19 protein-coding genes are annotated in these 23,050 nt (G+C 73.0%); 16 read left to right on the top strand and 3 right to left on the bottom strand.

Translation table 11 applies throughout. The features are described 5' to 3' along the window. Positions 1-123 precede the first annotated feature (123 nt). The 12 genes from ACFY0K_RS30105 (at position 124) to ACFY0K_RS30050 (ending at position 13,919) form a co-directional block, all read left to right on the top strand. Complete coding sequence (locus ACFY0K_RS30105; protein WP_390642457.1) at positions 124-1,707, top strand: phage tail sheath family protein; 1,584 nt, start codon at positions 124-126, stop codon at positions 1,705-1,707. A 63-nt stretch (positions 1,708-1,770) separates the two neighbouring features. Then, positions 1,771-2,214: a phage tail protein gene (locus tag ACFY0K_RS30100; protein WP_217545812.1), complete on the top strand. Its 444-nt coding sequence runs from the start codon at positions 1,771-1,773 to the stop codon at positions 2,212-2,214. Then, the gene (locus ACFY0K_RS30095) at positions 2,214-2,684 is read left to right on the top strand and encodes a hypothetical protein (protein ID WP_351494135.1); all 471 of its coding nucleotides are present in this window, start codon (positions 2,214-2,216) and stop codon (positions 2,682-2,684) included. Before ACFY0K_RS30100 ends, ACFY0K_RS30095 begins: the two co-directional genes overlap by 1 nt. Beyond that, positions 2,681-2,851, top strand: coding sequence for a DUF6760 family protein (locus ACFY0K_RS30090; protein ID WP_089100305.1), 171 nt, complete (start codon positions 2,681-2,683; stop codon positions 2,849-2,851). Before ACFY0K_RS30095 ends, ACFY0K_RS30090 begins: the two co-directional genes overlap by 4 nt. Positions 2,852-5,731: 2,880 nt before the next feature. Beyond that, complete coding sequence (locus ACFY0K_RS30085) at positions 5,732-6,313, top strand: hypothetical protein (RefSeq protein ID WP_390642456.1); 582 nt, start codon at positions 5,732-5,734, stop codon at positions 6,311-6,313. Positions 6,314-6,381: 68 nt separating this feature from the next. Beyond that, the gene (locus ACFY0K_RS30080; RefSeq protein WP_181806069.1) at positions 6,382-6,804 is read left to right on the top strand and encodes a phage tail protein; all 423 of its coding nucleotides are present in this window, start codon (positions 6,382-6,384) and stop codon (positions 6,802-6,804) included. A gap of 15 nt (positions 6,805-6,819) precedes the next feature. Further along, complete coding sequence (locus ACFY0K_RS30075; RefSeq protein ID WP_093500597.1) at positions 6,820-7,542, top strand: LysM peptidoglycan-binding domain-containing protein; 723 nt, start codon at positions 6,820-6,822, stop codon at positions 7,540-7,542. Further along, complete coding sequence (locus ACFY0K_RS30070) at positions 7,542-9,452, top strand: VgrG-related protein (protein WP_390642455.1); 1,911 nt, start codon at positions 7,542-7,544, stop codon at positions 9,450-9,452. Before ACFY0K_RS30075 ends, ACFY0K_RS30070 begins: the two co-directional genes overlap by 1 nt. Positions 9,453-9,516: 64 nt before the next feature. Then, positions 9,517-9,957, top strand: coding sequence for a GPW/gp25 family protein (locus ACFY0K_RS30065; RefSeq protein ID WP_352356709.1), 441 nt, complete (start codon positions 9,517-9,519; stop codon positions 9,955-9,957). Between the two features lie 5 nt (positions 9,958-9,962). Next, entirely contained in the window at positions 9,963-11,924 is a 1,962-nt protein-coding gene (locus tag ACFY0K_RS30060; RefSeq protein ID WP_351956674.1) for a putative baseplate assembly protein, read from the top strand. 28 nt (positions 11,925-11,952) lie between these two features. Then, a complete protein-coding gene (locus tag ACFY0K_RS30055) occupies positions 11,953-12,513 on the top strand; it encodes a phage tail protein (protein ID WP_390642454.1) in 561 nt (186 codons plus the stop codon). Between the two features lie 539 nt (positions 12,514-13,052). Further along, a complete protein-coding gene (locus ACFY0K_RS30050) occupies positions 13,053-13,919 on the top strand; it encodes an NADase-type glycan-binding domain-containing protein (protein WP_390642453.1) in 867 nt (288 codons plus the stop codon). An 18-nt stretch (positions 13,920-13,937) separates the two neighbouring features. Here ACFY0K_RS30050 and ACFY0K_RS30045 read toward each other — a convergent pair whose 3' ends face one another. Together ACFY0K_RS30045 and ACFY0K_RS30040 are read right to left on the bottom strand one after the other, a co-directional pair. Beyond that, positions 13,938-14,885 carry a glycoside hydrolase family 26 protein gene (locus ACFY0K_RS30045; RefSeq protein WP_390642452.1) on the bottom strand — a complete coding sequence of 316 codons (948 nt, stop codon included), beginning with the start codon at positions 14,883-14,885 and terminating at the stop codon, positions 13,938-13,940. A 76-nt stretch (positions 14,886-14,961) separates the two neighbouring features. Then, positions 14,962-15,867 (bottom strand): M23 family metallopeptidase, encoded by a 906-nt coding sequence (locus ACFY0K_RS30040; RefSeq protein WP_390642451.1) that lies wholly within the window; start codon positions 15,865-15,867, stop codon positions 14,962-14,964. A gap of 100 nt (positions 15,868-15,967) precedes the next feature. On the opposite strand from ACFY0K_RS30040, the gene ACFY0K_RS30035 reads away from it, so the two are divergent. Together ACFY0K_RS30035 and gndA are read left to right on the top strand one after the other, a co-directional pair. Then, complete coding sequence (locus tag ACFY0K_RS30035) at positions 15,968-16,111, top strand: hypothetical protein (protein ID WP_390642450.1); 144 nt, start codon at positions 15,968-15,970, stop codon at positions 16,109-16,111. Between the two features lie 91 nt (positions 16,112-16,202). Next, complete coding sequence (gndA, locus tag ACFY0K_RS30030; RefSeq protein WP_390642449.1) at positions 16,203-17,642, top strand: NADP-dependent phosphogluconate dehydrogenase; 1,440 nt, start codon at positions 16,203-16,205, stop codon at positions 17,640-17,642. A gap of 184 nt (positions 17,643-17,826) precedes the next feature. On the opposite strand, the gene ACFY0K_RS30025 is transcribed toward gndA, so the two are convergent. Next, positions 17,827-18,867 carry an NlpC/P60 family protein gene (locus tag ACFY0K_RS30025; protein ID WP_390642448.1) on the bottom strand — a complete coding sequence of 347 codons (1,041 nt, stop codon included), beginning with the start codon at positions 18,865-18,867 and terminating at the stop codon, positions 17,827-17,829. Between the two features lie 198 nt (positions 18,868-19,065). Here ACFY0K_RS30025 and ACFY0K_RS30020 point away from each other — a divergent pair, with 198 nt between their 5' ends. Further along, positions 19,066-20,124 (top strand): chitinase, encoded by a 1,059-nt coding sequence (locus tag ACFY0K_RS30020; protein ID WP_390642447.1) that lies wholly within the window; start codon positions 19,066-19,068, stop codon positions 20,122-20,124. Between the two features lie 191 nt (positions 20,125-20,315). Further along, positions 20,316-22,850: a hypothetical protein gene (locus ACFY0K_RS30015; protein WP_390642446.1), complete on the top strand. Its 2,535-nt coding sequence runs from the start codon at positions 20,316-20,318 to the stop codon at positions 22,848-22,850. Positions 22,851-23,050: the final 200 nt, after the last annotated feature.

The following is a 23,050-nucleotide window of genomic DNA, read 5'->3' as shown; positions in this document are numbered from 1 at the left end:
CAGGGGTTGCCCTTGGGGGCAACAGATGTGCCCTGGTCCGGGCACCGGTGGCCGTTTCGGCCGACGCGCTTCGCGCGTGAGGGTGGGAAGCGTTCCTGTCTCGTACCCCGAGGAGAGCAGAGCATGCCGTCCTACCTGTCGCCCGGCGTCTACGTCGAGGAGGTGGCCAGCGGCTCGCGCCCCATCGAGGGGGTGGGCACGTCGGTGGCGGCCTTCGTGGGCCTGGCCCCGACCGGTCCGCTGAACGAGCCGACGCTGGTGACCAACTGGACGCAGTACGTCGCGTCCTTCGGAGAGTTCACCGACGGGTACTACCTCGCGCACTCCGTCTACGGTTTCTTCAACAACGGCGGCACGGCGGCCTACGTGGTCCGTGTCGGCGGCAGCCGGGAAGACGCCGAGGGCACCGCGGGCGGGCCCGCCGCCGTCGGGAGTTCGGCCGCCCCGGCCGCCCTGCCACCCGGCGAGGCCAAGCAGCTCGGCACCTTCACCGTCAGCGCCATCGCCTCCGGCGACCTGAGCGTCGAGGTCGCCGACCCGGAGGGCGAGGGCCCCGCCGAACGCTTCAGGCTGGTCGTCAAGGACGGCGGCAAGGCCGTCGAGTCCTTCGACGTGACCGCGAAGAAGGGCGGCCGCAACTACGTGGTCACCCAGGTCAAGGAGCGCTCCAAGCTCATCACCGTGACCGAGGCCGCGCCCGCCGCGCAGCTGGCCCGGCCGGACAACCAGACGGTGGCCCTCGTGGCCCCGGCCCAGACGCCGGCGTCCGCGTCCCCCGTCGCGGGCGCCGGCTCCCACCCCGGCCCCGCCGAGTACCTCGGCGACTCGGCCGACCGCACCGGTTTCGGCGGCCTGGAGGCCGTCGACGAGGTGTCCATGGTGGCCGTGCCCGACCTGATGGCCGCCTACCAGCGCGGCGCGATCGACCTGGAGGCCGTCAAGGCCGTCCAGCTCGGCCTGATCGCGCACTGCGAGCTGATGGGCGACCGGGTCGCCGTCATCGACCCGCCGCCGGGCCTCAACGCCCGCCAGATCCGGGTCTGGCGCCAGGAGACGGCCGGCTACGACTCCAAGTACGCGGCCCTGTACTACCCCTGGATCAAGACCTTCGACCCGTCCTCCGGCCAGTCCCGGCTGATCCCGCCGTCCGGCCACGTGGCTGGCGTCTGGGCCCGCAACGACGCCGAGCGCGGCGTCCACAAGGCCCCGGCCAACGAGGTCATCCGCGGCGCGGTCGACCTGGAGCTCCAGATCACCCGCGGCGAGCAGGACCTCCTGAACCCCATCGGCGTGAACTGCATCCGCGCCTTCCCCGGCCGGGGCATCCGCATCTGGGGCGCGCGCACCCTCTCCTCCGACCCGGCGTGGCGTTACCTCAACATCCGCCGGTACTTCAACTACCTGGAGGAGTCGATCCTGATCGGCACCCAGTGGGTGGTCTTCGAGCCCAACGACCACAACCTCTGGGCCCGCATCCGGCGCAACATCTCCGCGTTCCTGGTCAACGAGTGGCGCAGCGGCGCCCTGTTCGGGCAACGGCCCGAGGAGGCGTACTACGTCAAGTGCGACGAGGAGACCAACCCGCCGGAGTCGGTCGACGTCGGCCGCGTGATCTGCGAGATCGGCATCGCCCCGGTCAAGCCCGCCGAGTTCGTGATCTTCCGGCTGGCCCAGTTCAGCAGCGGCAACGGCGAGCTGCAGGAGTAGCGGACCCCGCGGTCCCCAACCCCCCTGATGTCACGGCACCTTGAGAAGAACGGGCAGTAACACATGAGTCTCCAGCCGGGTGACGCCCTCACATCGCACAATTTCGGCCTGCAGATCGACGGCGTGATGGTCGAGTACCTCGCCGAGGTCAGCGGCATGACGATGGAGCAGGACGTCATCACCTACCAGCAGAACACGCCGGACGGGAAGAACCACGTCCGCAACCTGCCGGGCGTGAAGAAGAACGGCACCTGCACGGTCGTCCGCGGCATGACCCAGTCCTCGTCGTTCACCCAGTGGATCAACGAGTCGATCAACGGCCAGATGGCCACGGCCCGCAAGAACGCCTCCATCATCATGATGGACTTCGAGAACAACCCGGTGAAGCGCTACAACCTGCGCAACGCCTGGTGCAGCAAGATCGACACCAGCACGGTGAAGGCGGGCGAGGCGTCCGCGCTGACCGAGACGGTGACCATCACGTTCGAAGAACTGGTCATCGAGTAATGAGGCGTTCGGCTGTCAGGGCCGGGGGTGTGGGGGCGCCGCTGGCACCGGAGGCGGCGGCGCCCCAGGCCCCCCAGCAACCGGAGGCGCCCGTCGAGGTGCTGCGCACGGAGTTCCCGTTCCAGCTCCCGCGCGGGTACGTCGACGAGCAGGGCACCGTCCACCGCGACGGCGTGATGCGCCTGTCCACGGCGCGCGACGAGCTGATCCCGCTGCGGGACGTCCGCGTCCAGGAGAACCCCGCGTTCCTGTCGGTGGTGCTGCTTGGCCGGGTCATCACCCGCCTCGGCACGCTCCCGCTCGTCCACGACGGGATCGTGGAGAACATGTTCGCCTCCGACCTGGCGTTCCTGCAGGACTTCTACCGCCAGATCAACGCCGAGGGGCACACCCGGGCCGCGGTCAACTGCCCGCACTGCTCCGAGCCCTTCGAGGTGGAACTCGGCGGGAGCCGCCTGGGGGAATCGTGACGTACGCGACCGACCGGCTGCACGAGGAGATCGCGTACGTCGCCTACCACTTCCACTGGAACCTGGAGGACATCCTGGACCTGGAGCACGCCGACCGCCGCCGCTACACGGCGGAGATCGCGTCTCTGGTGACCAGGGCGGCGGCCTCCGCAGGAGCGGAGGGCTGACGGGTGGGGCTGTGGGATCGGGTACGGGGGCGCGGACGCGGGTCGTCCGGGGCCGACGAGGCGGGCGACTCCGGGAACGCGCCTGAGGCTCCTGCGGCGCCGCCTCGTCCCGTCGTGGCGGCTGCCTGGTCCGGGCTGCCGCCGATCCAGCGTGCGCTGGGTGCGGGCGGGCCGGTCGCGGACGCCGGGTTCGGCGGCCGGTTGCCGACCTGGCAGAACCCGTCGTTCATGGGCACGCGCTCGCACGCCGTCCTGGACGGCGAGTCGAGCGCGGGTCTTGCCGGTGGCGGCCGTACGGGAACCACGGGCGCGGGAGCCCTGTCCGGACTCGAACGCCCGGTGCAGGCACTGCCGTTGGCGGGAACGACCGGCGCGGCGGGCCAGCCGGGGCCGGCGGCCGGCCGCCGGACTCCGTCGCTTCCGGTGGTGCCGTTGCGTGCGGTCGGGAGCGCAAGCGCCCCGTCAGGGGCGCGGGGAACTGCGCGGCCGGCCACGACGGACCCGCAGCGGGCCACGCTCCGGGAGTCCGCGGGGTCCGCCGGATCCATCGGGCCTGCCGGGGCCGTGGGATCGGCTGGTTCGGCCGGAGGCTCGGGACGGTCCGGACCTTCGGGATCCTCCGGATCGTCCGGATCTTTGGGATCGGCCGGACCGGTGACGCCGGCGGTACAGCGGGTGCCGTCGGCGGGCCGGCACGGTGGTGGTGTGGCCGAGCACCGAACCGGCGTGACACCGGAAGCCGTACGGAACGGGCACAGCGCGCCGGGCCCGGCGGCCCCGTCGGCCGTCCAGGACAAGGGATCCGCCCCCACCGCGCCGCGGTCCGGGCAGCGGGCGGCACCTGCTGTCCAGCGGTCGGTCACGTCGGCTGCCGCGACCTCGGCCTCCGCTTCCTCCGCCGCTTCGAGCGCGGTGCCGGTGGCGTGGGCGCCGCAGCCGACTCCGGTCGCACCGGCTCCTGCCACGGGTCCGCGTGTCGCGCCCGCACCTCCCGTCCCGCCGCGCCGCAGCGCGCTGACCACGGCACCGGCGAGCACGTCGGTGACGGCCGTGCAGCGGCGTACGTTGCCGTCGGCGCCGCGGGTGACGGCCGCCGAGGGGGTGGCCCCGGCGTCGGGCGAGGGCGACCGAACGGGCGGCGAAACGGCGGCGGTGCAGCGGGCGGTCGAGGGCGGCGGCGGGGATCCGGTGCGGGTGACCGGGGGCTGGTCGCGTCCGCGCGGTGACGGCCGTTCCCCCTCCGGCGACGCCCCGCGCGCCGCTGCTCCCGGACGGGCGCCGGCACCTGCCGTCGTACAGCGGTCAGCGTCCGGTGCCGGACCGGTGACCGCCCGGCCGGGCACGACGGCTCCCGGTCCGAGTCGGGCCGGGGCGTCCTTTGGCGGTGGCGGCGGTACGGCCCCGGCACCCGTGCCGCCCGGGGCCACGGCTCGTACGGCCCCCGTGCCGCCCGCACCGACGCCCCCGGCTGTCCCCGCTACGGCTGCCGCGCCACCCTCGACATCGGCAACGCCCCCGGGCAACGGCGGGCCTTCCGGCATGTCCGGCGCCGGGGCGCGGACCCCTGTGCAACGGCAGGCGGTGAGCGGCGGCCGCACCCCGGTCCCGCCGACCGTGCCCGGCACGCCGGCGCCGGTCCCGGAGCGGTCGCCCGGCGGTCCCGAGGCGACCTCGGTACAGCGCAGCGCCGTCACGGGCCCGGCCGCCCGGGCCACACCTCCGTCGCCGGAAAGCGGTCGTACGGGGTCCGGCGCGGCACCGACGCCCCGGACCGGTACGGCGGCCATCGGCGCCACCGGCACCGAATCCGCCACGGCCGCCTCGCCCAGCACCGGAGCCACGCCCGCCGCCCCTCGCGCCTCGGCCGCGCCGCAGCGCGCGCAACCCTCGACACCCGCGGCCGCGAGCGGTGGCCGCGGGACTTCCGTGCAACGAGCGACGAGCAGGAGCGCGGGCGCAACCGGCGCCGTACCGCAAACGCCCCGTCCGGCGGGAACCGCACCGTCCGGCGCGCCGCTGTCACCCGGCGAGTCCGGCAGCGACGCCGCGTCCGGCACCGCCACGACGACGTCGGCGGCCACGCCCGCTTCCGCGCCGGCCTCCGTGCAGCGCGCCGCGACGACTCCGGACGCACCTCGCCCCGGCCTCGGCGCCCCGCTGTCGCCCGCCGCCGGGAGCGGTGTCCGTGAGGTGTCCGTACAGCGGCGGACGACGGAGGGTCCGCAGCCCTCCTCCGCTGCCGTGCCGGACGCCCAGACCCCGCCGGGCCCGCGCGAGCCGCGACCCGCCCCGTCGTCCGGCGGCCCGGCGTCGGCGACACAGCCGGCTCCCGCTTCCGCCTCCGTACAGCCCGCCGGTACGACCACCCCCCGCGCACCGCGTCTCGGCCTCGGCGCCCCTGTCGCGGGCCCCGTCGCGAGTGGTGCGGCTGCCGCGAGGACCACCGGCCGCCGGGCGGCCGTGCCGTCCGTGCAGCGGAAACCGGCGTCGACCGGTCCGGTGCGCGGTCCGTCGAGCGGTCCGTCGGCTGGTCCGGTGGCTGGTCCGCCGAGCGCTCCGTCGAGCGGTCCGGCGGCCGGCACTTCGAGCTCTCCGTCGGGTGACCAGCCTGCCGCCTCCTCCCCGCCGGTGCCCGGAGCGCCCCGCCCGGTACAGCGCGCTTCGGCACGGGGCCTGCCACCGACGACGGCCGAGGGACCCCGGCCGGCTCAGTCGCTCCAGCCGGCCCCCGCCGGTCCCGCGACGCCGCCGCCCCCGTCTCTTCCCGGCCCCGCCCCGGCGGCCCCTGCGGCGACGGCCGCACCGCCTTCCCCCTGGCCCCCCTTCGTGCAGCGCACCACCGCCCCCGTCCCTCCCGGCCCTGGAAGCAGCCGCCCGGCCGTGCAGCGTCAGGTGCAGTCGCCGTTCCCCGGGACCACCGCCCCGGCCCCCGCGCCGCTCTTCGTGCAGCGGGCCGCGACCGCGCACGCGGCCCTGCCTGCCGCCCCGCCGGTAAAGCCGGCCGCCACCGCCCTCACGTCGGCCCAACCGGTCCCCCTGCGCCCGACCACCCCGATCTCCGCCACCGCCCCCCTCCCCGTCGCCCCCCTCGGCCGCGTCACCGTCCAGCGCGACGCTCTCACCACCGGGTCCGTCGGCGGCCATCACGCCACGGCCTCCTTGAAGAAGGAACCGGCCACCCACACCACCCGTGCCGTGGCTCCCCGGACCCAGACGTCCCGGCAGCCCCCGCCCCCCGACGACCCGCCGCCGCCCGGGTACTCCGCCTCGGCCTCGGCCGCCGACGATCCGCCGCCCGGCTACACGGCGGTCGAGGCCGGCGGATTCGATCCGCGGGCCCTCACCGAGTTCCAGGTGGACGCCCTCGTGCACCGGATCATCGACCGGATCACCCGGCACGTCCGCACCGAACTCCGGCGCGACCGCGAGCGGGTCGGGAAGCTCCGCGACTTCCGCCCCTGACCGCCCCCGACAGCTCCTGACCGCCCCTGATCACGACGACCGCGCACCACCCACAGAAAGGCCTGCCGATGGATCGCCAGGACCCGGGAACCACAGTCTGGTTCAGCCTCTCCATCGACGGTGAGGACCTCGGTTACTTCAACGGGTGCGAGGGGCTGTCGTCGCAGGTGGAGATCGAGCAGCGGCAGGAGGGCGGGAACAACGGGTTCGTGTGGCAGCTGCCGACCCGGGTCACCTTCTCCCACATCCGGCTGACCCGCCCGCTCACCCCGGACACCACGAAGGTCGCGAAGTGGATCTCGTCCGTGCAGACGGGGATCGAGCGGCCCACCGGGCAGATCACGGCACTGCGCGCGGACGGCTCGGAGGTGGCCCGGTGGGGGCTGCTCGACGTGCTGCCGGTGAGCTGGCAGGGGCCCTCCCTGGACGCGGGCAGCCCGTCCGTGGCCACGGAGGTCCTGGAGATCGCCCACCACGGATTCACGGACTGAGAGGCAGACCAGATCATGGCCAGGAGCAGCCGGGGCGCCGGCAAGAGCCTCGTGCGGGCCACCCTCGCGATTCACGAGCCGCCCGTGGGCACCAGCACCAGTCCGGGCGGCATCATCAAGACGTTCGGGTTCGAGTTCAACCCGGCGCAGCTGTCGATCGCCCGCCGGGCGGACTGGAAGTCGTCGGCGGCGCCGATCGAACGGGACGGCGCGCTGCCGGAGTTCCTCGGCACCCACCCGCGCGAGATGAGCGTGGAGATCTTCCTGGACCGGTCCGACGACCCGGACAGCAACGACGTGATGAAGAAGGTGGAGTCGCTGCTGGCCTGCTGCGAGGTCACCAGCAAGAGCATCGCCGCCAAGCAGCCGTCGCCGCCGTGGGTGGTCTTCCAGTGGGGTTCGTTCTCGACGGCGAACTTCACCGCGTACGTCGCCTCCGCCGACGTCTCCTACTCGCTCTTCGGGACGAGCGGGATGCCGATCCGGGCCAGCTGCCGGCTCCAGCTGCACGAGATCCCGAGCAAGACCGCGGGCCAGAACCCGACCTCCGGCGCGCTCACCGCGCAGCGCGTGCACCGGGTCGTCGCCGGGGACTCGCTGCAGTCGCTGGCCTGGCGGGAGTACGGCAACGCGGCCGCCTGGCGGGCGATCGCGGACGCGAACGACATCGACGACCCGGGGTGGCTGCCCGCGGGGACGGAACTGGTGCTGCCGGCCGCCGAGGAGGTGCGGTCCTGATGGTGAAGCATGCCTTCTCGAACGTCATCAAGGTCGTCATCGGCGGCAAGGAGCTGACCGCGACCTCGGAGTACGGGCGGTACCTCGTCGACGCCCACGTGGACCAGGGCGTCGGGGTGCCCGCCGCCTTCCAGCTGACCTTCCGCGACCCGGCCCGCAAGCTGCTGGGCAAGCTGGGCGTGCAGTTCGGCACCCCGGTGGTGATCACGCCGGTCTCCGACGGGCAGGGCACCGGCGACCCGCTGCTCACCGGCGAGGTCACCGCGATGGAGGCCGAGTACGACGGCACCGGCAGCTATGCGGTGGTCCGTGGCTACGACTACGGGTTCCGGCTGATGCGGCAGCGCCGCGTGGTCGCCTACCGCAACCAGACCGCCTCCGACATCGCCCGCAAGCTGGCCGCCCAGGACGGCGTGCCGATCGGGCGGATCCAGGCCACCAAGACCGTCTACGAGTTCATCAGCCAGTCGAACGTCACCGACTGGGACTTCCTGGCCCGGCTCGCCGACGAGAACGAGATGGTCATGTCGGTGGCCGCCGACGGCAAGTTCCAGTTCGTGAAGCAGAAGAGCGCCTCCGGGGCGCCCTCGCCGCAGACCGACGGCGACAAGAGCCCGTTCGTGCTGGAGGCCCGGCACGACATCCTGCGGCTGCGCACCGCGGTCACCGCCTCCGACCAGGTGAACAAGGTCGAGTCGCGCGGCTGGGACGTCCGGACGAAGAAGACGCTCACGGCGACCACGACCCCCGCCTCCAACACCGGCTACAGCATCGGCACCACGCCGGGCGCGGCGGCGGGCGAGTTCAAGACGTCGAAGCTGGTCGAGACGCGTACGCCGTACGACAAGCAGTCCGAGGTGAAGTACGCGGCCGACGCCCTCTCCGACGACGTCACGTCGACGTTCGCCGAGGTGGAGGTGGTCGTGCGGGGCAACCCGAAGCTGCGGCCGGGGGTGCCGGTGGCGCTCGCGGACGTCGGGGACCCCTTCGAGGGGAAGTACACGGTCACCTCGGTACGGCACGTCTTCGGTGACGCCAAGCACTACGAGACCTGGATCACCGTCAGCGGCCGCCAGTGGCGCTCGCTCTACGGCGTCGCCTCCGGCGGTGGCGGGGACGCCGGCGGCGACCGGCAGCTCAGCGTGGCCCAGGCCCTCGTCACCGACGTGCAGGACCCGCTCCAGCAGGGCAGGGTGAAGCTCAAGTTCCCGTGGCTGGACGACACGTACGTCAGCGACTGGACCCGGACCATGCAGTGGGGCGGGGTGCGCGGCGGCGGGGTTTTCCCGATGGACGTCGGCGACGAGGTGCTGGTCGCCTTCGACCGTGGCGCCCTCGACCATGCCTACGTCATCGGCGGCCTCTACAACGGCAAGGACAAACCGACCCGGGTCAAGGACGTGCCGCTGCACGACGGCATGCGCGGCCGGGCCACCCGGCACACCGTCTCCGACCGGGTCGGCAACCGCATGGACCTGCTCGACCAGCGGGGCCGCAAACAGGGCGTCCGGCTGGCCAGCGGCGACGACAGGCTCACCGTCTTCCTGGACCGGCAGAAGACCGAGATCACCGTGGACAGCAAGGGCAGCGTCTCCATCAAGGGCAGCAGGTCGGTGTCGGTCGAGGCGGGCGCCAACCTGTCCCTGAAGGCGGTGGGCGCGCTCAGCATCAGGAGCGGGGGGCCGCTGTCCCTGCAGAGCGGGGAACTCGTCGACATCAAGTCCCCGGCGGGCGCGGTCTCCGTGAACGCCGCCGCCGTGAACGTGATGGCGAACGCCGCCCTGTCGCTGCGCGGCAACGCGGCCGTCGCGATCAGCTCCCTGGCCACGGTGGGGATCCAGGCCCCCGAGGTGCCGGTCCTGGGCAACCTGATGATGGGCGGCCTGACGGTGATGGTGATCCCGGCATGAGCGGGCACGGTGATCCCGGCATGAGCGGCCGACGGGTCTTCCCGGAGGGGCGGGTGCGGGGCTGATGGCAGAGCAGTTCGTCGGCTCCGGCTGGTCGTTCCCGTTGCGGATCGGGCCCACCGGCGGCATCGCCCTGGTCAGCGGCGAGAAGGAGGTGGAGGAGGCCATCCGGCTCATCCTCTCCACGGCCCCGGGCGAACGCCCGATGCGGCCGGAGTTCGGCTGCGCCATCCACGACCTCGTCTTCGCCCCCGTCAACGAGCAGACCGCCGGCCGCATCCAGCACGAGGTGCACGTCAGCCTCGACCGCTGGGAGCCGCGCATCGAGGTCGAGGACGTCGAGGTCACCACCGGCGCCGACCCCAGCGTGCTGATGATCGACGTCCGCTACTCGATCCGCGGCACCAACAACCCGCGCAGCCTGGTCTTCCCCTTCTACGTCATCCCCTCCCACGACGAGCCGGACCTGCCCGCCTCCCCGGACTCCTCCGAAAGCGACCGCTGATCCCGATGGCCCTGCCCTCCCCGAACCTCGACGACCGCCGCTTCCAGCAGTTCGTCGACGACGCCAAGCGCTATATCCAGCAGCGCGCCCCGGAGTGGACCGACCACAACGTCTCCGACCCCGGCATCACGCTGGTGGAGACGGTCGCGCACATGGCCGACCAGATCGTGTACCGCCTCAACCGGGTCCCGGAGAAGAACCACCTCGCCTTCCTGGACCTGGTCGGCATCACGCTGTTCCCGCCCTCCGCCGCCCGCACGGACGTGACGCTGTGGCTGTCGGCGGCCCAGGAGGAGGCGGTTCCGGTGCCGGTCGGCACCGAGGTGGCGACCCGCCGTACCGAGACGCAGGAGGCGGTGGTCTTCGCGACCGAGCGCGAACTGACCATCGTGCCCAGCGAGTTGCGGCACCTGCTGCGCCAGCAGGAGGGCTCGGCGGTCGTCGACCTCACCCATGAACTCGCCGAGGGCAAGGACCTGTTGTGCTTCAACGAGTCCCCGAACCCCGGTGACTGCATGCTGCTCGGCCTGTCCGCCGCCGTCCCGCACTGCGCGGTCGCCCTGGACCTGGACAGCCGGGTCGACGGTGTCGGCGTGGACCCGCGGCAGCCCCCGCTGGTGTGGGAGGCGTGGACGGAGGACGGCTGGAAGGAGTGCGAGGTCGACCGGGACGGCACCGGCGGCCTGAACCGCCCCGGCGAGGTCGTCCTGCACGTCCCCGGCGGCCACGTGCTGTCCCGCAACGGCGGCCTGGAGGCCAGCTGGCTGCGCTGCCGGGTCACCGAGCCGCACGCCGACCAGCCGTTCTACACCACCTCCCCGACGGTCCGGTTCGTCGAGGCCTGCACGGTGGGCGGCACCACGGCCGCCGTGCACGCGGAGACCGTCGAGGACGAGGCGCTCGGCGAGTCCACCGGCCTGCCCGGCCAGCGTCTCCGGCTCGCCCACGCCCCCGTCGTCGGGGACAGCCCGCCGCTCCTCCTGCAGACCGCCGAGCACGACGGCGAGGGCGGCTGGGTGGACTGGCAGGTCGTCCCGCACTTCGCGGCCTCGGGACCGGAGGACCGGCACGTCACCCTCGACGCGACGACCGGCGAGATCGCCTTCGGCCCCGCGGTCCGCGAACCCGACGGCTCGCTGCGCCAGTACGGCGCGGTGGCCCCGAAGGGCGCGGTCATCCGGGCCCGCCGCTACCGCACCGGCGGCGGCCGGGAGGGCAACGTGGCCCGGGGCGCCGTACAGATCCTGCGCTCCTCCATCCCGTACGTCGCGGAGGTCGTCAACCGCGAGGCCGCGCGCGGCGGAGTGGACGGCGAGACGGTCGCCGAGGCGAAGGTCCGCGCGCCGATCACGCTGCGCGCCCAGGAGCGGGCGGTGACCCTGCGCGACTACGAGGAGCTGGCCCGCCGCGCCGCGCCCGAGACGGCCCGGATCACCTGCCTGGAGGGCGAGGAGAGCGAGCACGGCTCGTACGCGGTACGGGTCCTGGTGGTGCCCCAGGCGGTCTCCGACCCGGGCGGCCGGCTCCGCTTCGAGCAACTCGTGCCCGGCGACGCGCTGCTGGACCGCATCACCCGCTACCTGGACGAACGCCGGCTGATCGGCACCCGGCTCGCGGTCGGCCCGCCCTTCTACCAGGGCGTCACGGTCGTCGCCACCGTGCACGCCTTCCGGGGCGTGGACGTCGACCGGGTCCGCCGCCAGGCCCACGACGCCCTCTACCGCCACCTGGACCCGCTGACCGGCGGCGCGGACGGCAAGGGCTGGCCGTTCGGGCGCCCGGTGCAGTCCGGTGAGATCTTCGCGGTGCTGCAGCGCGTCCCCGGCATCGAACTCGTCGACGAGGTCGTCCTGCACCCCGCCGACCCGCTCACCGGCAAGCGCGGCGACCCGACCGACCGCATCGACCTGGACGCCCCGTCCCTGGTCTTCTCCTACGACCACCGCGTGAGGGTGATCGGCGAATGACCGGCAACAACTTGACCGGAGGCCCCCGTTGAGAGGGTCCATCGACGGCCTCGGCTCCTCCGTCCCGATCGGCGCGATGCTCCCCGCGGTCTTCGCCGACGACGACCTCGCCCTGCGCTTCGTCGCCGGCCTGGACGACGTGATCGCCCCGATCCCGAACGTCCTGGACTGCCTGCCCAGCTACTTCGACCCGGCGCTGGCCCCGCTGGACTTCGCGGAGTGGCTCGGCACCTGGGTCGGCGCCGAGACCGACGGTACGGAATCGGCACCCCTGCTCCGCGCGGCCGTGGCCGCGGCCGCCTACCTGCACCGCATCCGGGGCACCCGCTGGGGCCTGTCCGAGACGGTCCGGCTGGCCTTCGGCGTGGCACCGGAGATCACGGAGAGCGGCGGCGCCGACTGGAGCGCCCGCCCGCTGGGTGCCTTCCCCGGCGCTCCCCGCCCCGGTCTCCACGTCCACCTCGCGCTCCCGTCCCCCACCCCGGCCGACGAGGTCCGCCTGGAACACCTCGTGGCCGCCGCCCGCCCCGCTCACATGCCCTACACGGTCCAGGTGACCGCGTCCGCCGAAAGGACCCCGCAGCGATGACGACCAACCGGAACTGCACGGAGTGCGGCACGGTCGCGGAACCGGGCCAGTCCTTCTGCGACGCGTGCGGCGCCGTCCTGAGCTGGGCGACCACCAACGAGGAGCCCCCACAGCAGCCGCCCGCCGCCCCCGCCCGGGACGCCTTCACCCACACAGACGGCGCCACCGGCCTCCCCCAACGAGACGGCCGGGCAACGACAGCCACAGCCCCGGCAGAAAGCCACGGCGACCTGCCAACCCCGCCCCTCCAGCCCCACGGCGCCCTGCCAACCCCGCCCACGACAGCGCCCCTCCAGCCCCACGGCGCCCTGTCAACCCCGCCCACGACAGCGCCCCTCCAGCCCCACGGCGCCCTGTCAACCCCGCCCACACCAGCGCCCCTTCAGGGGCGCGGGGAACTGCGCGACCAGCCCCCACCCACCGCCACCTCACCCACGGCCGAAACCACCCCCCTCCCCACCCCCCACCCGCCCGCGGATGAAGGCCAAGGCGAAGGCCACGACCACGACCACGACCGAGCCCGCCGCCTCCTCATCCCGGTGAGCGAGCCCACCCCCACCCCGGCCCCCCAACCCATCGCCCCGGTACTCCCCGGCCGCCCCACCCCCCAGCGCCCCGCCGCAGTCCGCGCCCCCGGCGAGGACCTCGGCGCCCACGGCGGCACCCCATGCCCCTGGTGCGCCACCCCCAACCGCCACGACCGACACTTCTGCACCCGCTGCGCCATGCCCATGGCCGGCCACCCCGACACCGGCCCCGCCGCCCGCCGCCCCTGGTGGCGCCGCATCTTCGACTTCCGCAACAGAGAGACCCCGTGGGCGGGCGACCGCCCCCGCCTCCGCCGCACCTTCGACCGCGTCCTCACCTGGATCGTCGCCGCCGCCGTCCTCACCGGCGTCACGGTCCTTGCGATCAACACGCCGAAGGCGGTGAGCGCCACCCGCGACCACTTCGCCAAGCGCGCCCCGGTCTCCCCGGACAGCTACCGCGCCTCCCGCGCCTACGCCGGCCACAAGCCGGAACTGCTCTTCGACAAGCTGAACAACACGTGGTGGGGCCCGGGCATCGCCGGGGCCGGCGAGGGCGAGTGGGTCGAGGCGCACTTCGACGAGCCGACCCGGCTCCTGAACGTCGTCATCACCGCCGGCGAGTCGACCCACACCGAGCAGCTGAACAAGTCGGCCCTGCCGCACCGCTTGACGGCGACCATCAAGACCGCGGACGGCAAGACCCTGACCCGCGAACTGACCCTCGACCAGGCGGCCGGCGGCCAGACCCGTGACCTGCGGGCCGCGGACGTCGTCTCCGTCCGCTTCACGATCGACTCGTCCTACCAGACGTCGGGCCGCACCCAGGTGGCCATCGCCGAGATCGAGTTCTTCGGCCCGTCGAGCGCGAACTCGTAGGAATCGAGCAGGGAGTGGTCAACTCCGCAACAGCGACCGGTACACGGCCGTGGACCTCGGGTTGCCGCGGCACTGCCAGACGCCGTGCGGGCAGTAGTCGGTGATCGTCTGGTAGAGCGGGCGGTTGCTCGCGAACCAGTCCAGCATGGACCGCAGGTACGCCGGATCGTCGCCGTTCTCGTACAGCCCCCACTCGGGGTAGGAGACCGGTTTGCCGTGGGCCCGGGCGAAGTCGACCTGGGCCCGCAGCCCGTACGGCTCGGCGACCTGTTCCTGGAAGGACATCCCCCGCGGGGCGTCGTACGCGTCCATCCCCAGCACGTCCACGTATGCGTCCCCCGGGTAGCACGTGGTCCAGGGGACGGCGTCCCGGCCCCGGTTGGGCGCGAAGTCGAACCGGAACCGGGCGCCCGGCACCGACCGCATGGCCGTCACGATCCGCCGCCAGTACGCCCGCCAGGCGGCGGGGTCGGGGCCGCAGCGATGGGTGTACGTGTCCCCGTTCATCTCCCAGCCGAGCACGACGACGGTGTCCGGCGCGCCGACCGCGACCAGCCGCCCGGCCAGGGCACGGAAGTGGACGTCGTACGAACCGCCCGCCCCGAGCCGCAGTTGACGGCGCACCTCGGCGTCGGGGACGTGTGCCTCGGTGTGTTCCAGCATCGGCACGTTGAGGACGAGGAGCCGGTCGGGTTCGGCCTGCCGCCAACGGGCCCACAGCCGTACGAAGTCCGGGGCCCCCTCGATGTTCCGCCACACGTCACCGGGCAGGTAGGTGTGCCCGACCCGGGGCCGGTCCCGCAGCCAGCTGCCGAGCGCCGCCACCCGCCGTACGCCGTCCGCGCCGTACCCGACGTACGCCCCGAAGGGCCCGGGTGCGGCGGGCCGCGGGGTCTCCGGCCGGGACAAGGGCAGCAGCAGGAGGGCGACCAGCACGGCGACCCACAGGAACCTCAGACGTGCCATGGGAGGCAGTCTGGCCGCTCCCCGCACAGGGGTCACGGCATGTGGTCATACCGTGACCCTGTGCGCCTCCGGCGTGCTACGGCCGTGTCCCCGGCACCCGCCCTGCCGTCAGGTTCCACAGCGTCGCCGGATCCCACACCGACGTCGGGAGCCAGTGCTTCAGCGGGGTTCCCTGACGCGTCGAGGTCGCCTGAGGGGCCGTGGTCCTGTGCGGCTTCGCCGGGCGGCCGTGCCCCGGCGGGGTGGCCGTCGTCCGTGCGGACGGCTTGGCGGTTGCCGGCGCCGGCGCCGGACTCGCGACCACGGTGGCCGTGGCGGACGCGGTGGCCGAGGCGCCCGGGGTCGGGTGGCGGTGTGCCGGGCACGGCTTCGCGGGCACGCTCACGCCGTGGTGCCGCAGCCACGGGAGCGGCGGGACCTCGGAGCCCAGGTGCCGGGTGGTGCGGACCTCGAAGTGGAGGTGGGGGCCTTCCGCGTTGCCGGTGGAGCCGGCCGCGCCGATCCGCTGGCCCGTCGAGACGTGCTGGCCGCGGCGGACGTTGATGACGGACAGGTGGGCGTACTGGGTGTAGTAGCCGTCGGGATGGTGTAACACGACCTGGTTGCCGAAGGCGTCGCCGCAGGTCGCGGCCACGACGCTGCCGGGGCCGACCGCGTACACGGGCGTACCGGCGTCGACCGCGAAGTCCTGGCCGGTGTGCCGGTGCTTCCAGAGGCGGCCCTTGGCCGCGTAGCGGGCGGAGAGCCGGTATCCGACGGTGGGCGCGGTCCAGCGGGCGGTGCGACCGGGGTGAACGGTACGGTGGCCGCCGCCTGTGGCGCGGTCCGCGCCGTCCTGGTGCGCAGCGGGTGGCGGGGTGCTGCGCCGCCCGAAGGCGCAGGTGGCCGGGCGCTCGTCGGCCTTGGCGGGTGTGGTGAGGAACGCGCCGGTCAGCAGGAGCACCAGCGCGGCGGTGAGCAGCCGTAGATCATCCCTTCGCATCTTCGGATCCTCTGACGGCCGGCTCGCCGGGCGGCGGCCCCACGCGCTCGGCGCCACGACTTTCGCCTGTTCGGATGATCGGCTCGGCTCGGATTTCGGTGTGATGGTTCACCACCGCGCTCGCGCGCAGCGGGAGCCGGGCGCGCGGGGCGTCGGTGAGGTGGGCCGCGAGTTCCCGGACCTGCCGGCCGGCGCCGGCCCGGTGACCGTCGCCGCGGCCATGAACCCCGTCTCCCGCGGCTGAGCGTCCGCATGATCGTGCCGGAGCTGAACGCCCGGCCGCCGTCCACCCGTACCTCCGGGCACAGCACGCGTCCGCAGAACGGAGTCCCCCCGTGAACGCATCCGCAGCCATCGGCGTGACCGGCCTCGGCGTGATGGGCCGCAACCTGGCCCGGAACTTCGCCCGGCACGGCTACCCGGTCGCCGTCCACAACCGCACCCCGGCCCGCACCCGCGCGCTGATCGAGGAGTACGGCGGCGAGGGCGACTTCGTCGGCGCCGAGACCGCCGCCGAGTTCGTCGCCGCCCTGGAACGGCCCCGCCGCCTCATGATCATGGTCCAGGCGGGCGCCGCCACCGACGCCGTCATCGACGAGTTCGTACCGCTCCTCGAACCCGGTGACATCGTCATCGACGGCGGCAACGCCCACTTCGCCGACACCCGCCGCCGCGAGGCCGCGCTGCGCGAGAAGGGCCTGCACTTCGTGGGTGTGGGTGTCTCCGGCGGGGAGGAGGGCGCGCTGCACGGGCCGTCCGTCATGCCGGGCGGCTCGGCGGAGTCGTACGCCGTGCTCGGGCCGATGTTCGAGGACATCAGCGCCAAGGTGGGCGGCGAGCCGTGCGCCACGCACGTCGGCGCGGACGGCGCCGGGCACTTCGTGAAGATGGTCCACAACGGCATCGAGTACGCCGACATGCAGCTCATCGCCGAGGCCTACGACCTGCTGCGCCAGGTCGGCGGGTACACGCCGGCCGAGATCGCCGGCATCTTCCGCGAGTGGAACGGCGGCCGGCTCGGCTCCTACCTCATCGAGATCACCGCCGACGTCCTCGCGCACGTCGACGCCGCCACCGGCGCGCCCTTCGTCGACGTCGTCGCCGACGCGGCCGGGCAGAAGGGCACCGGGCGCTGGACCGTGCAGACCGCGCTGGACCTGGCCTCGCCGGTCACCGCGATAGCCCAGGCGACGTTCGCCCGCGCCGCCTCCGGCCGCGGTGCGCTGCGTGCCGCCTATGCCGGACTCCCCGGCGGCACGACCCCACCCCTCAGCGCCACCGAGGCCGACCGCTTCGCCTCCCGCGTCGAACACGCCCTGTACGCCTCGAAGGTCATCGCCTACGACCAGGGCTGGACGATGATCCAGGATGCCGCCGCCGAGTACGGCTGGAAGATCGACCTCGGTGCGGTGGCCCGGATCTGGCGGGGCGGCTGCATCATCCGCGCGTCCTTCCTGGACCGGATCCGCGCGGCCTACCGGGCCGACCCGGACCTCGTCAGCCTGCTGGCCGAGGAGGAGTTCGCGAAGGAGATCGCCGACGCGCAGGTGCCGTGGCGCGAGACGGTCGCGTCCGCGGCCCGCCGGGGCGTCCCGGTCCCCGCCTTCTCGGCGGCCCTCTCCCACTACGACACGCTCCGCGCCGACCGGCTCCCCGCGGCCCTCCTCCAGGGCCAGCGCGACTACTTCGGCGCCCACACCTACGGCCGCGTCGACCGCGCCGGCGCCTTCCACACCCACTGGGCGACCGAGGGCCGCCCGGAAACCGAGGGCTGAGAAAGCGCCCCGAAAGGGGCGCGGGGAACTGCGCGGCAAGCCACGACGGACCCGCAGTCGACACGGGACGGAATGACGGTCCGAAAACGCCGCGATCCGTCGTCGGTCGGCTGGAGCATCGTCGTGGCTCCGCAGTTCCTCCTCCAGCCTTCGGCGTGGGGCACCCCCAGCGCCCCTTCAGGGCTCAGACCCGGACGCCGAACATGAACGGGCCGCCGATGGTGGACATCGACTCGTAGCGGACGACCGTGCCGGTGCGCGGTGCGTGCAGGATCTGGCCGTTGCCCGCGTACAGGCCCACGTGGTGCAGGTCGTTGAAGAAGAAGACCAGGTCGCCGACCTGGAGGTCCGAGGTCGAGTAGATCCTGGTGCCGATCCCCGACTGGGACTCGGACGTGCGCGGTATGGAGACCCCGGCCTGCGCGTAGGCCCAGGAGGTGAGGCCCGAGCAGTCGAAGGAGGACGGGCCGGTGGCGCCGTACACGTACGGGGTGCCGAGCTTCGTCTTGGCCGCGGCGAAGGCGGCGGCGGCCCTGCCGGTGGCGGAGGTGTCGTTGCCGAGGTCGACGCGCTCGCTGGAGGAGCGGCTGGCCCGGTCCTGCTCGGCGGCGAGGGCGGCCTTCTCGGCCGCGGTGAGGCTGTTGAGCAGCTTCTGCGCCTCGGCGAGCTTGGCCTGGACTTCCTTCTTCTTCCTGCCGAGTTCGGTGCGGGTGGCGGCCAGGTCCTGGAGCTTGCCGGTCGCCTCCGCCCGCTCCTGCGCCAGCTCGCGCTGCTTGGCCTGGATCTTCTTCAGCGTCTCGACCTGCTGGCTGCTCAGCTGGTCGAGGGTGGACGCCTTGTCCAGGTAGCTGTCCGGGTCGGAGGAGAGGAACAGCTGGAGGGACGGGTCGAGGCCGCCGCTGCGGTACTGGGCGGTGGCCATGGAGCCGATGCCGTCGCGGAGTTCGTTCAGTTCCTGCTGCCCGCGGGCGACGGAGTCCTGGAGCGCGGATATCTGCTTCTGGAGCTTCTCCTGCTTCTCCTTGGCCCCGTTGAACTTCTCGGTGGCCCGCTCGGCCTCCTCGTAGAGCTTGTCGACCCGGGACTTGACCTCGTTCTTGCTCGGCTTCTCGCTTGGCGCGGCGTTGGCCGCCTGCGCGCTCAGGGCCACGGCGGCAGCGGCGGCGGAGGTGAGCACGGTGACACGGGCACGGCCCGGCTGCTTGGCACGACGGTGGGACGCCACGGAGGCGAGCTCCTTCCGAGCAGAGGTTCGGGCAACAGACCCTAATGACTCTCTTATGGTCAGTTCAAATCTTCGCATGAAAATTCTTGGCCGGAACTGACCGGAGGTGACCGCCCCCTGACGCCTCATCGAACGAAAGGGTCTGCTGGTCGTAAAGAACCTTGACAGTCAATTGGTCTAGTCCAACTATGGGCATCCATGAGACGCACTCGTGCCCTGCACGCCCTGCCCGCAACTGCTCTGTCCGCCGCGCTCGTTGCCCTCGGGGCAGGCGCCGCGCACGCCGACCCGCACGCCGCCTCGCACCACGTGAAGCCCATGCCCGCGCACGTCGCGGCCCCCTACTTCGAGGCCTGGACCGGCGAGAGCCCCGCCGCGCTCGCCGCCGAGTCCGGCAACAAGTACCTCACCCTGGCCTTCCTCCAGACGCCGGCCGCGGGCTCCTGCACCGCCGACTGGAACGGCGATGCCACCCAGCCCGTCGACCCGGCCACCTTCGGCGCCGACATCGCCGCCCTCCAGGCCCGCGGCGGCAACGCCATCCCCTCCTTCGGCGGCTACGGCGCCGACACCACCGGCACCGAACTCGCCGACAGCTGCACCGACGTGGACGCCATCGCCGGGGTCTACGAGAAGCTCGTGACGACGTACGGCATCAGCCGCATCGACCTCGACATCGAGGCGGACTCCCTCGCCAACGCGGCCGGAATCGACCGCCGCAACAAGGCGATCGCCAAGGCCGAGCACTGGGCCGAACGCACCGGCCGGCCGCTGCAGTTCTCCTACACCCTGCCGACGACCACCAAGGGCCTCGCGGACAGCGGCCTGGCCGTCCTCCAGAACGCCGTCGCCAACCATGCGCGTGTGGACGTCGTCAACATCATGACCTTCGACTACTACGACGGCGCCGCCCACGACATGGCCGCCGACACGAAGACCGCCGCCGACGGCCTGCACACCCAACTCCAGGCCCTCTACCCGCACAAGAGCGCCAAGGCCCTGTGGGGCAAGGTCGGCGTCACCGAGATGCCCGGCATCGACGACTTCGGTCCCGCGGAGACGTTCACCACCCAGAACGCCGCGACCGTCGAACGCTGGGCCGCCGCCCAGGGCATCGACACCCTCTCCTTCTGGGCCCTCCAGCGCGACAACGGCAACTGCGTCGGCACCGGCGGCGCCAACGCCTGCTCCGGCATAGCCCAGGACCCCTGGTACTTCAGCCACACCTTCGGCAGGTTCGGCGGCCCCCGCCGGTAGCGGACACCGTCGGCGCCCACCGCGCCTGCGGCCCCGGCCGGACGGGAGGCCGGAGTCTTTGCCGGAACATGGTGAAGATCAGGTTTTCGGACAACTGTCCGGCCACCGGGACCGGTTATCGTCCGCACAGCCACCCCACATCCTGATCACCCCTCACCTCACGTCCTGATCACCCCTTTCCCCGGAGCTCCATGCGCCTCAAGCAGGTCTCGCTCTCGGCGGCGATATCCGTCGTCGCCGGGCTGACCACCGCCGTTGTCGGCCTCACCGGCCCCGCCGCCCTGGCCGACAGCACGGCGTCGCTGCCGCTCGCGCACTACGCGCACATGGTGGCCGACCCGGCCCATCAGCACCTCTTCTTCAGCCAGGGCGCCGGCTCAGCCGGCATCCTGGTGACCGACCTGTCCGGCACCCCGGTCACCACCATCACGGACGAGCAGGGCGCCACGGGCCTCGCGCTCTCCGCCGACGGCTCGACCCTCTACGCGGCCCTCGCCGACGGGGACGCGGTCGCCGCCGTCGACACCGCGACGCTCACCGAGTCCACCCGCTACCCGACCGGCACCGGCAGCGCGCCCGTCTCCGTGGCGGTGGCGGGCGGCAAGGTCTGGTACGGCTACGAAACGGCCGACGGCAAGGGCGCGATCGGCTCCGTCGACGCGTCCGGCACGGTGTCGACGCCCTCGCTCTCCCACTGGGCGGTCCCGCCGCTGCTGGCAGCCGGCGGCGGAGTGCTCGCCGCCGAGGAGCCGCTGAACAGCCTCAGCCACGTGGCGACCTTCGACGTCTCCTCGGGCACGGCCACCGCCAAGGCCGACACCGACGTCTACGGCGGCACCGCGACCGGGCTCCAGATCACCGGCGACGGCGCCACCGTGCTGCTCGGCGCCACTGAGCAGCCCGCGCTGGAGACCTACCGCACCCCGGACCTGTCGCGCGCCAACCCCGCCCCCTACTACACCGGTGGCGTGGGCCCGGGCTCGCTCGCGATCGACACCGACGGCACGATCGCCGCGGCCAGTACCGCGGGCCTCTACGTCTACGTCGACGGCAAGCTGGCGGAGAACCACGTCACCTTCCCCGCCGGCACCACCGTCGCCCCGGACGGCCTGACGTGGGGCGGCGACGGCGCCACCCTCTACGCCGTCACCCGGGACTCCTCCGGCGCCTACGGCCTCGACGTGCTCGGCTCCGCCAAGCTCACCGACACCACCCTCGCCCTGGACCCGCCCCAGTACGCGGTCCCCACCCAGCAGTTCACCTTCACCGGCACCCTCGCCACCAGGGGCATCCTCCCGGCCGGCGCCGCCCTCCAGGTCACCCGCGACGGGGAGCCGCTGCCCGACACCACGGTGGGTGCCGACGGCACCTTCGCCGTCAGCGACACCCGGCAGAACGCGGGCACGTACACGTACCAGGTGTCGTACGCCGGAGACACCACCCACCGTCCCGCGACGGCGGACCTGAAGGTGTACGTGGCACGGCTGTCCACGGCGATCGCCGCCCCGGAGATCGACTCGGCGAGCCCGCACTCGGTCGTCATCAAGGGCACGCTCACCTCCGAACTGAACCTCGGCAGCTTCCCGCAGGGCACCACGATCGACGTGTCCCGGATCGACGAGGACACCCAGGAGACGGTCCAGCTCCCCTCGGTGACCGTCGACCCGGCCACCGAGGAGTTCACGGTGACCGACGCGCCGGAGGCGGCCGGCTGGTTCACGTACCACCTCTCCTACGCGGGTGACGCCACCCACGAGCCGAGCGTCGACGAACCGAGCCTGACGGTCTCCGCCTACGCCCCGGCCCTCACCCTGAAGGCCCCCGCGACCGCCACCCGCGCCACGGCCCTCTCCTTCACCGGCAAGCTCGGTGACGCGCCCTACCCCGCCGGTGAGACGGTGACCGTCACCCGCACCGACGCCGCCCACACCACGGCCCCGGCGACCTGGACCGCGCCCGTCGCGGCCGACGGCACCGTCACGGTCAAGGACACCCCGGCCGTCGGCGGCGCGAACACCTACACCGTGAGCTACCCGGGCGACGCGGCCCACAAGGCGGCCACCGCCTCGGCGATCGTCCAGGTGTCCCGCGCCACGTCGACGGTCACGGTCACCACGGACAAGTCGACGTACGCCTACGGCGCGACGGCCACCGTCACCGCACACCTGGGCACCACGTACAACGGCCGTACGGTCTCGGTCTACGCCACCCCCGCGGGCGGCAGGAAGACGCTGCTGAAGACCGGCACCGTGGACAGCAAGGGCAACCTGAAGGCGACGTACAAGCCCACCCGCTCCACCGTCTACACGGCGTCCTTCGGGGGCGACTACCGCTACGCCCCCGCCACGGCCACCCACTCCGCCGCCACCCAGGTGAAGATCGCGGAGCGGCTGGGCGGTTACTACACCAGCACCACCTACAGCGGGGTCACCTACCGCGTCTACCACCACACCGTGCAGCCGCAGGTGGTCGGCGTGGTGACCCCGGACAAGTCCGGACAGTGCATGAAGTTCCAGGCGCAGGAGTACTACAGCGGCGGCTGGCACACCATCGGTACGTCCTCCTGCTTCTCCATGGCCCCGAACAGCACCGGCGTGACCCACCTGGCCCTCACCCACGCGGTGAACCAGCGGTTCCGGGTGCGGACGGAGTACGTCCACAGCTCCAAGGACACGAGCAACGCGGACACCTGGGGCGGCTGGCTGTACCTGACGGTACGGAACTGAGCCCCGCGCACCGCCGGTCCGGCCCGGGCGTCCACACCCTGTGGACACCCGGGCCGAGTTGTCTTCAGGGAGGGGCTACGGATTGACCACCGTCCCGCCGAAGGCGACGTTCAGCTTGCCCGACGAGGCGAAGGACCAGCCGAGGGCGCCCGCGTAGGAGGCGCGAACCCGGACGAGGTGTCGGCCCGGAACACCGAACT

The organism is Streptomyces sp. NPDC001507 (genome assembly GCF_042894765.1).
Classification (GTDB): Bacteria; Actinomycetota; Actinomycetes; order Streptomycetales; family Streptomycetaceae; genus Streptomyces.
This window is presented reverse-complemented; position numbering and strand designations above follow the sequence as displayed.

Excerpts from the sequence above, each read along its gene's own strand:
- ACFY0K_RS30105 (WP_390642457.1), top strand. The coding sequence starts at position 124 with ATGCCGTCCTACCTGTCGCCCGGCGTCTACGTCGAGGAGGTGGCCAGC.
- ACFY0K_RS30100 (WP_217545812.1), top strand. The coding sequence starts at position 1,771 with ATGAGTCTCCAGCCGGGTGACGCCCTCACATCGCACAATTTCGGCCTG.
- ACFY0K_RS30095 (WP_351494135.1), top strand. The coding sequence starts at position 2,214 with ATGAGGCGTTCGGCTGTCAGGGCCGGGGGTGTGGGGGCGCCGCTGGCA.
- ACFY0K_RS30080 (WP_181806069.1), top strand. The coding sequence starts at position 6,382 with ATGGATCGCCAGGACCCGGGAACCACAGTCTGGTTCAGCCTCTCCATC.
- ACFY0K_RS30075 (WP_093500597.1), top strand. The coding sequence starts at position 6,820 with ATGGCCAGGAGCAGCCGGGGCGCCGGCAAGAGCCTCGTGCGGGCCACC.
- ACFY0K_RS30070 (WP_390642455.1), top strand. The coding sequence starts at position 7,542 with ATGGTGAAGCATGCCTTCTCGAACGTCATCAAGGTCGTCATCGGCGGC.
- ACFY0K_RS30065 (WP_352356709.1), top strand. The coding sequence starts at position 9,517 with ATGGCAGAGCAGTTCGTCGGCTCCGGCTGGTCGTTCCCGTTGCGGATC.
- ACFY0K_RS30060 (WP_351956674.1), top strand. The coding sequence starts at position 9,963 with ATGGCCCTGCCCTCCCCGAACCTCGACGACCGCCGCTTCCAGCAGTTC.
- ACFY0K_RS30045 (WP_390642452.1), bottom strand. The coding sequence starts at position 14,885 with ATGGCACGTCTGAGGTTCCTGTGGGTCGCCGTGCTGGTCGCCCTCCTG.
- ACFY0K_RS30040 (WP_390642451.1), bottom strand. The coding sequence starts at position 15,867 with ATGCGAAGGGATGATCTACGGCTGCTCACCGCCGCGCTGGTGCTCCTG.
- ACFY0K_RS30020 (WP_390642447.1), top strand. The coding sequence starts at position 19,066 with ATGAGACGCACTCGTGCCCTGCACGCCCTGCCCGCAACTGCTCTGTCC.
- ACFY0K_RS30015 (WP_390642446.1), top strand. The coding sequence starts at position 20,316 with ATGCGCCTCAAGCAGGTCTCGCTCTCGGCGGCGATATCCGTCGTCGCC.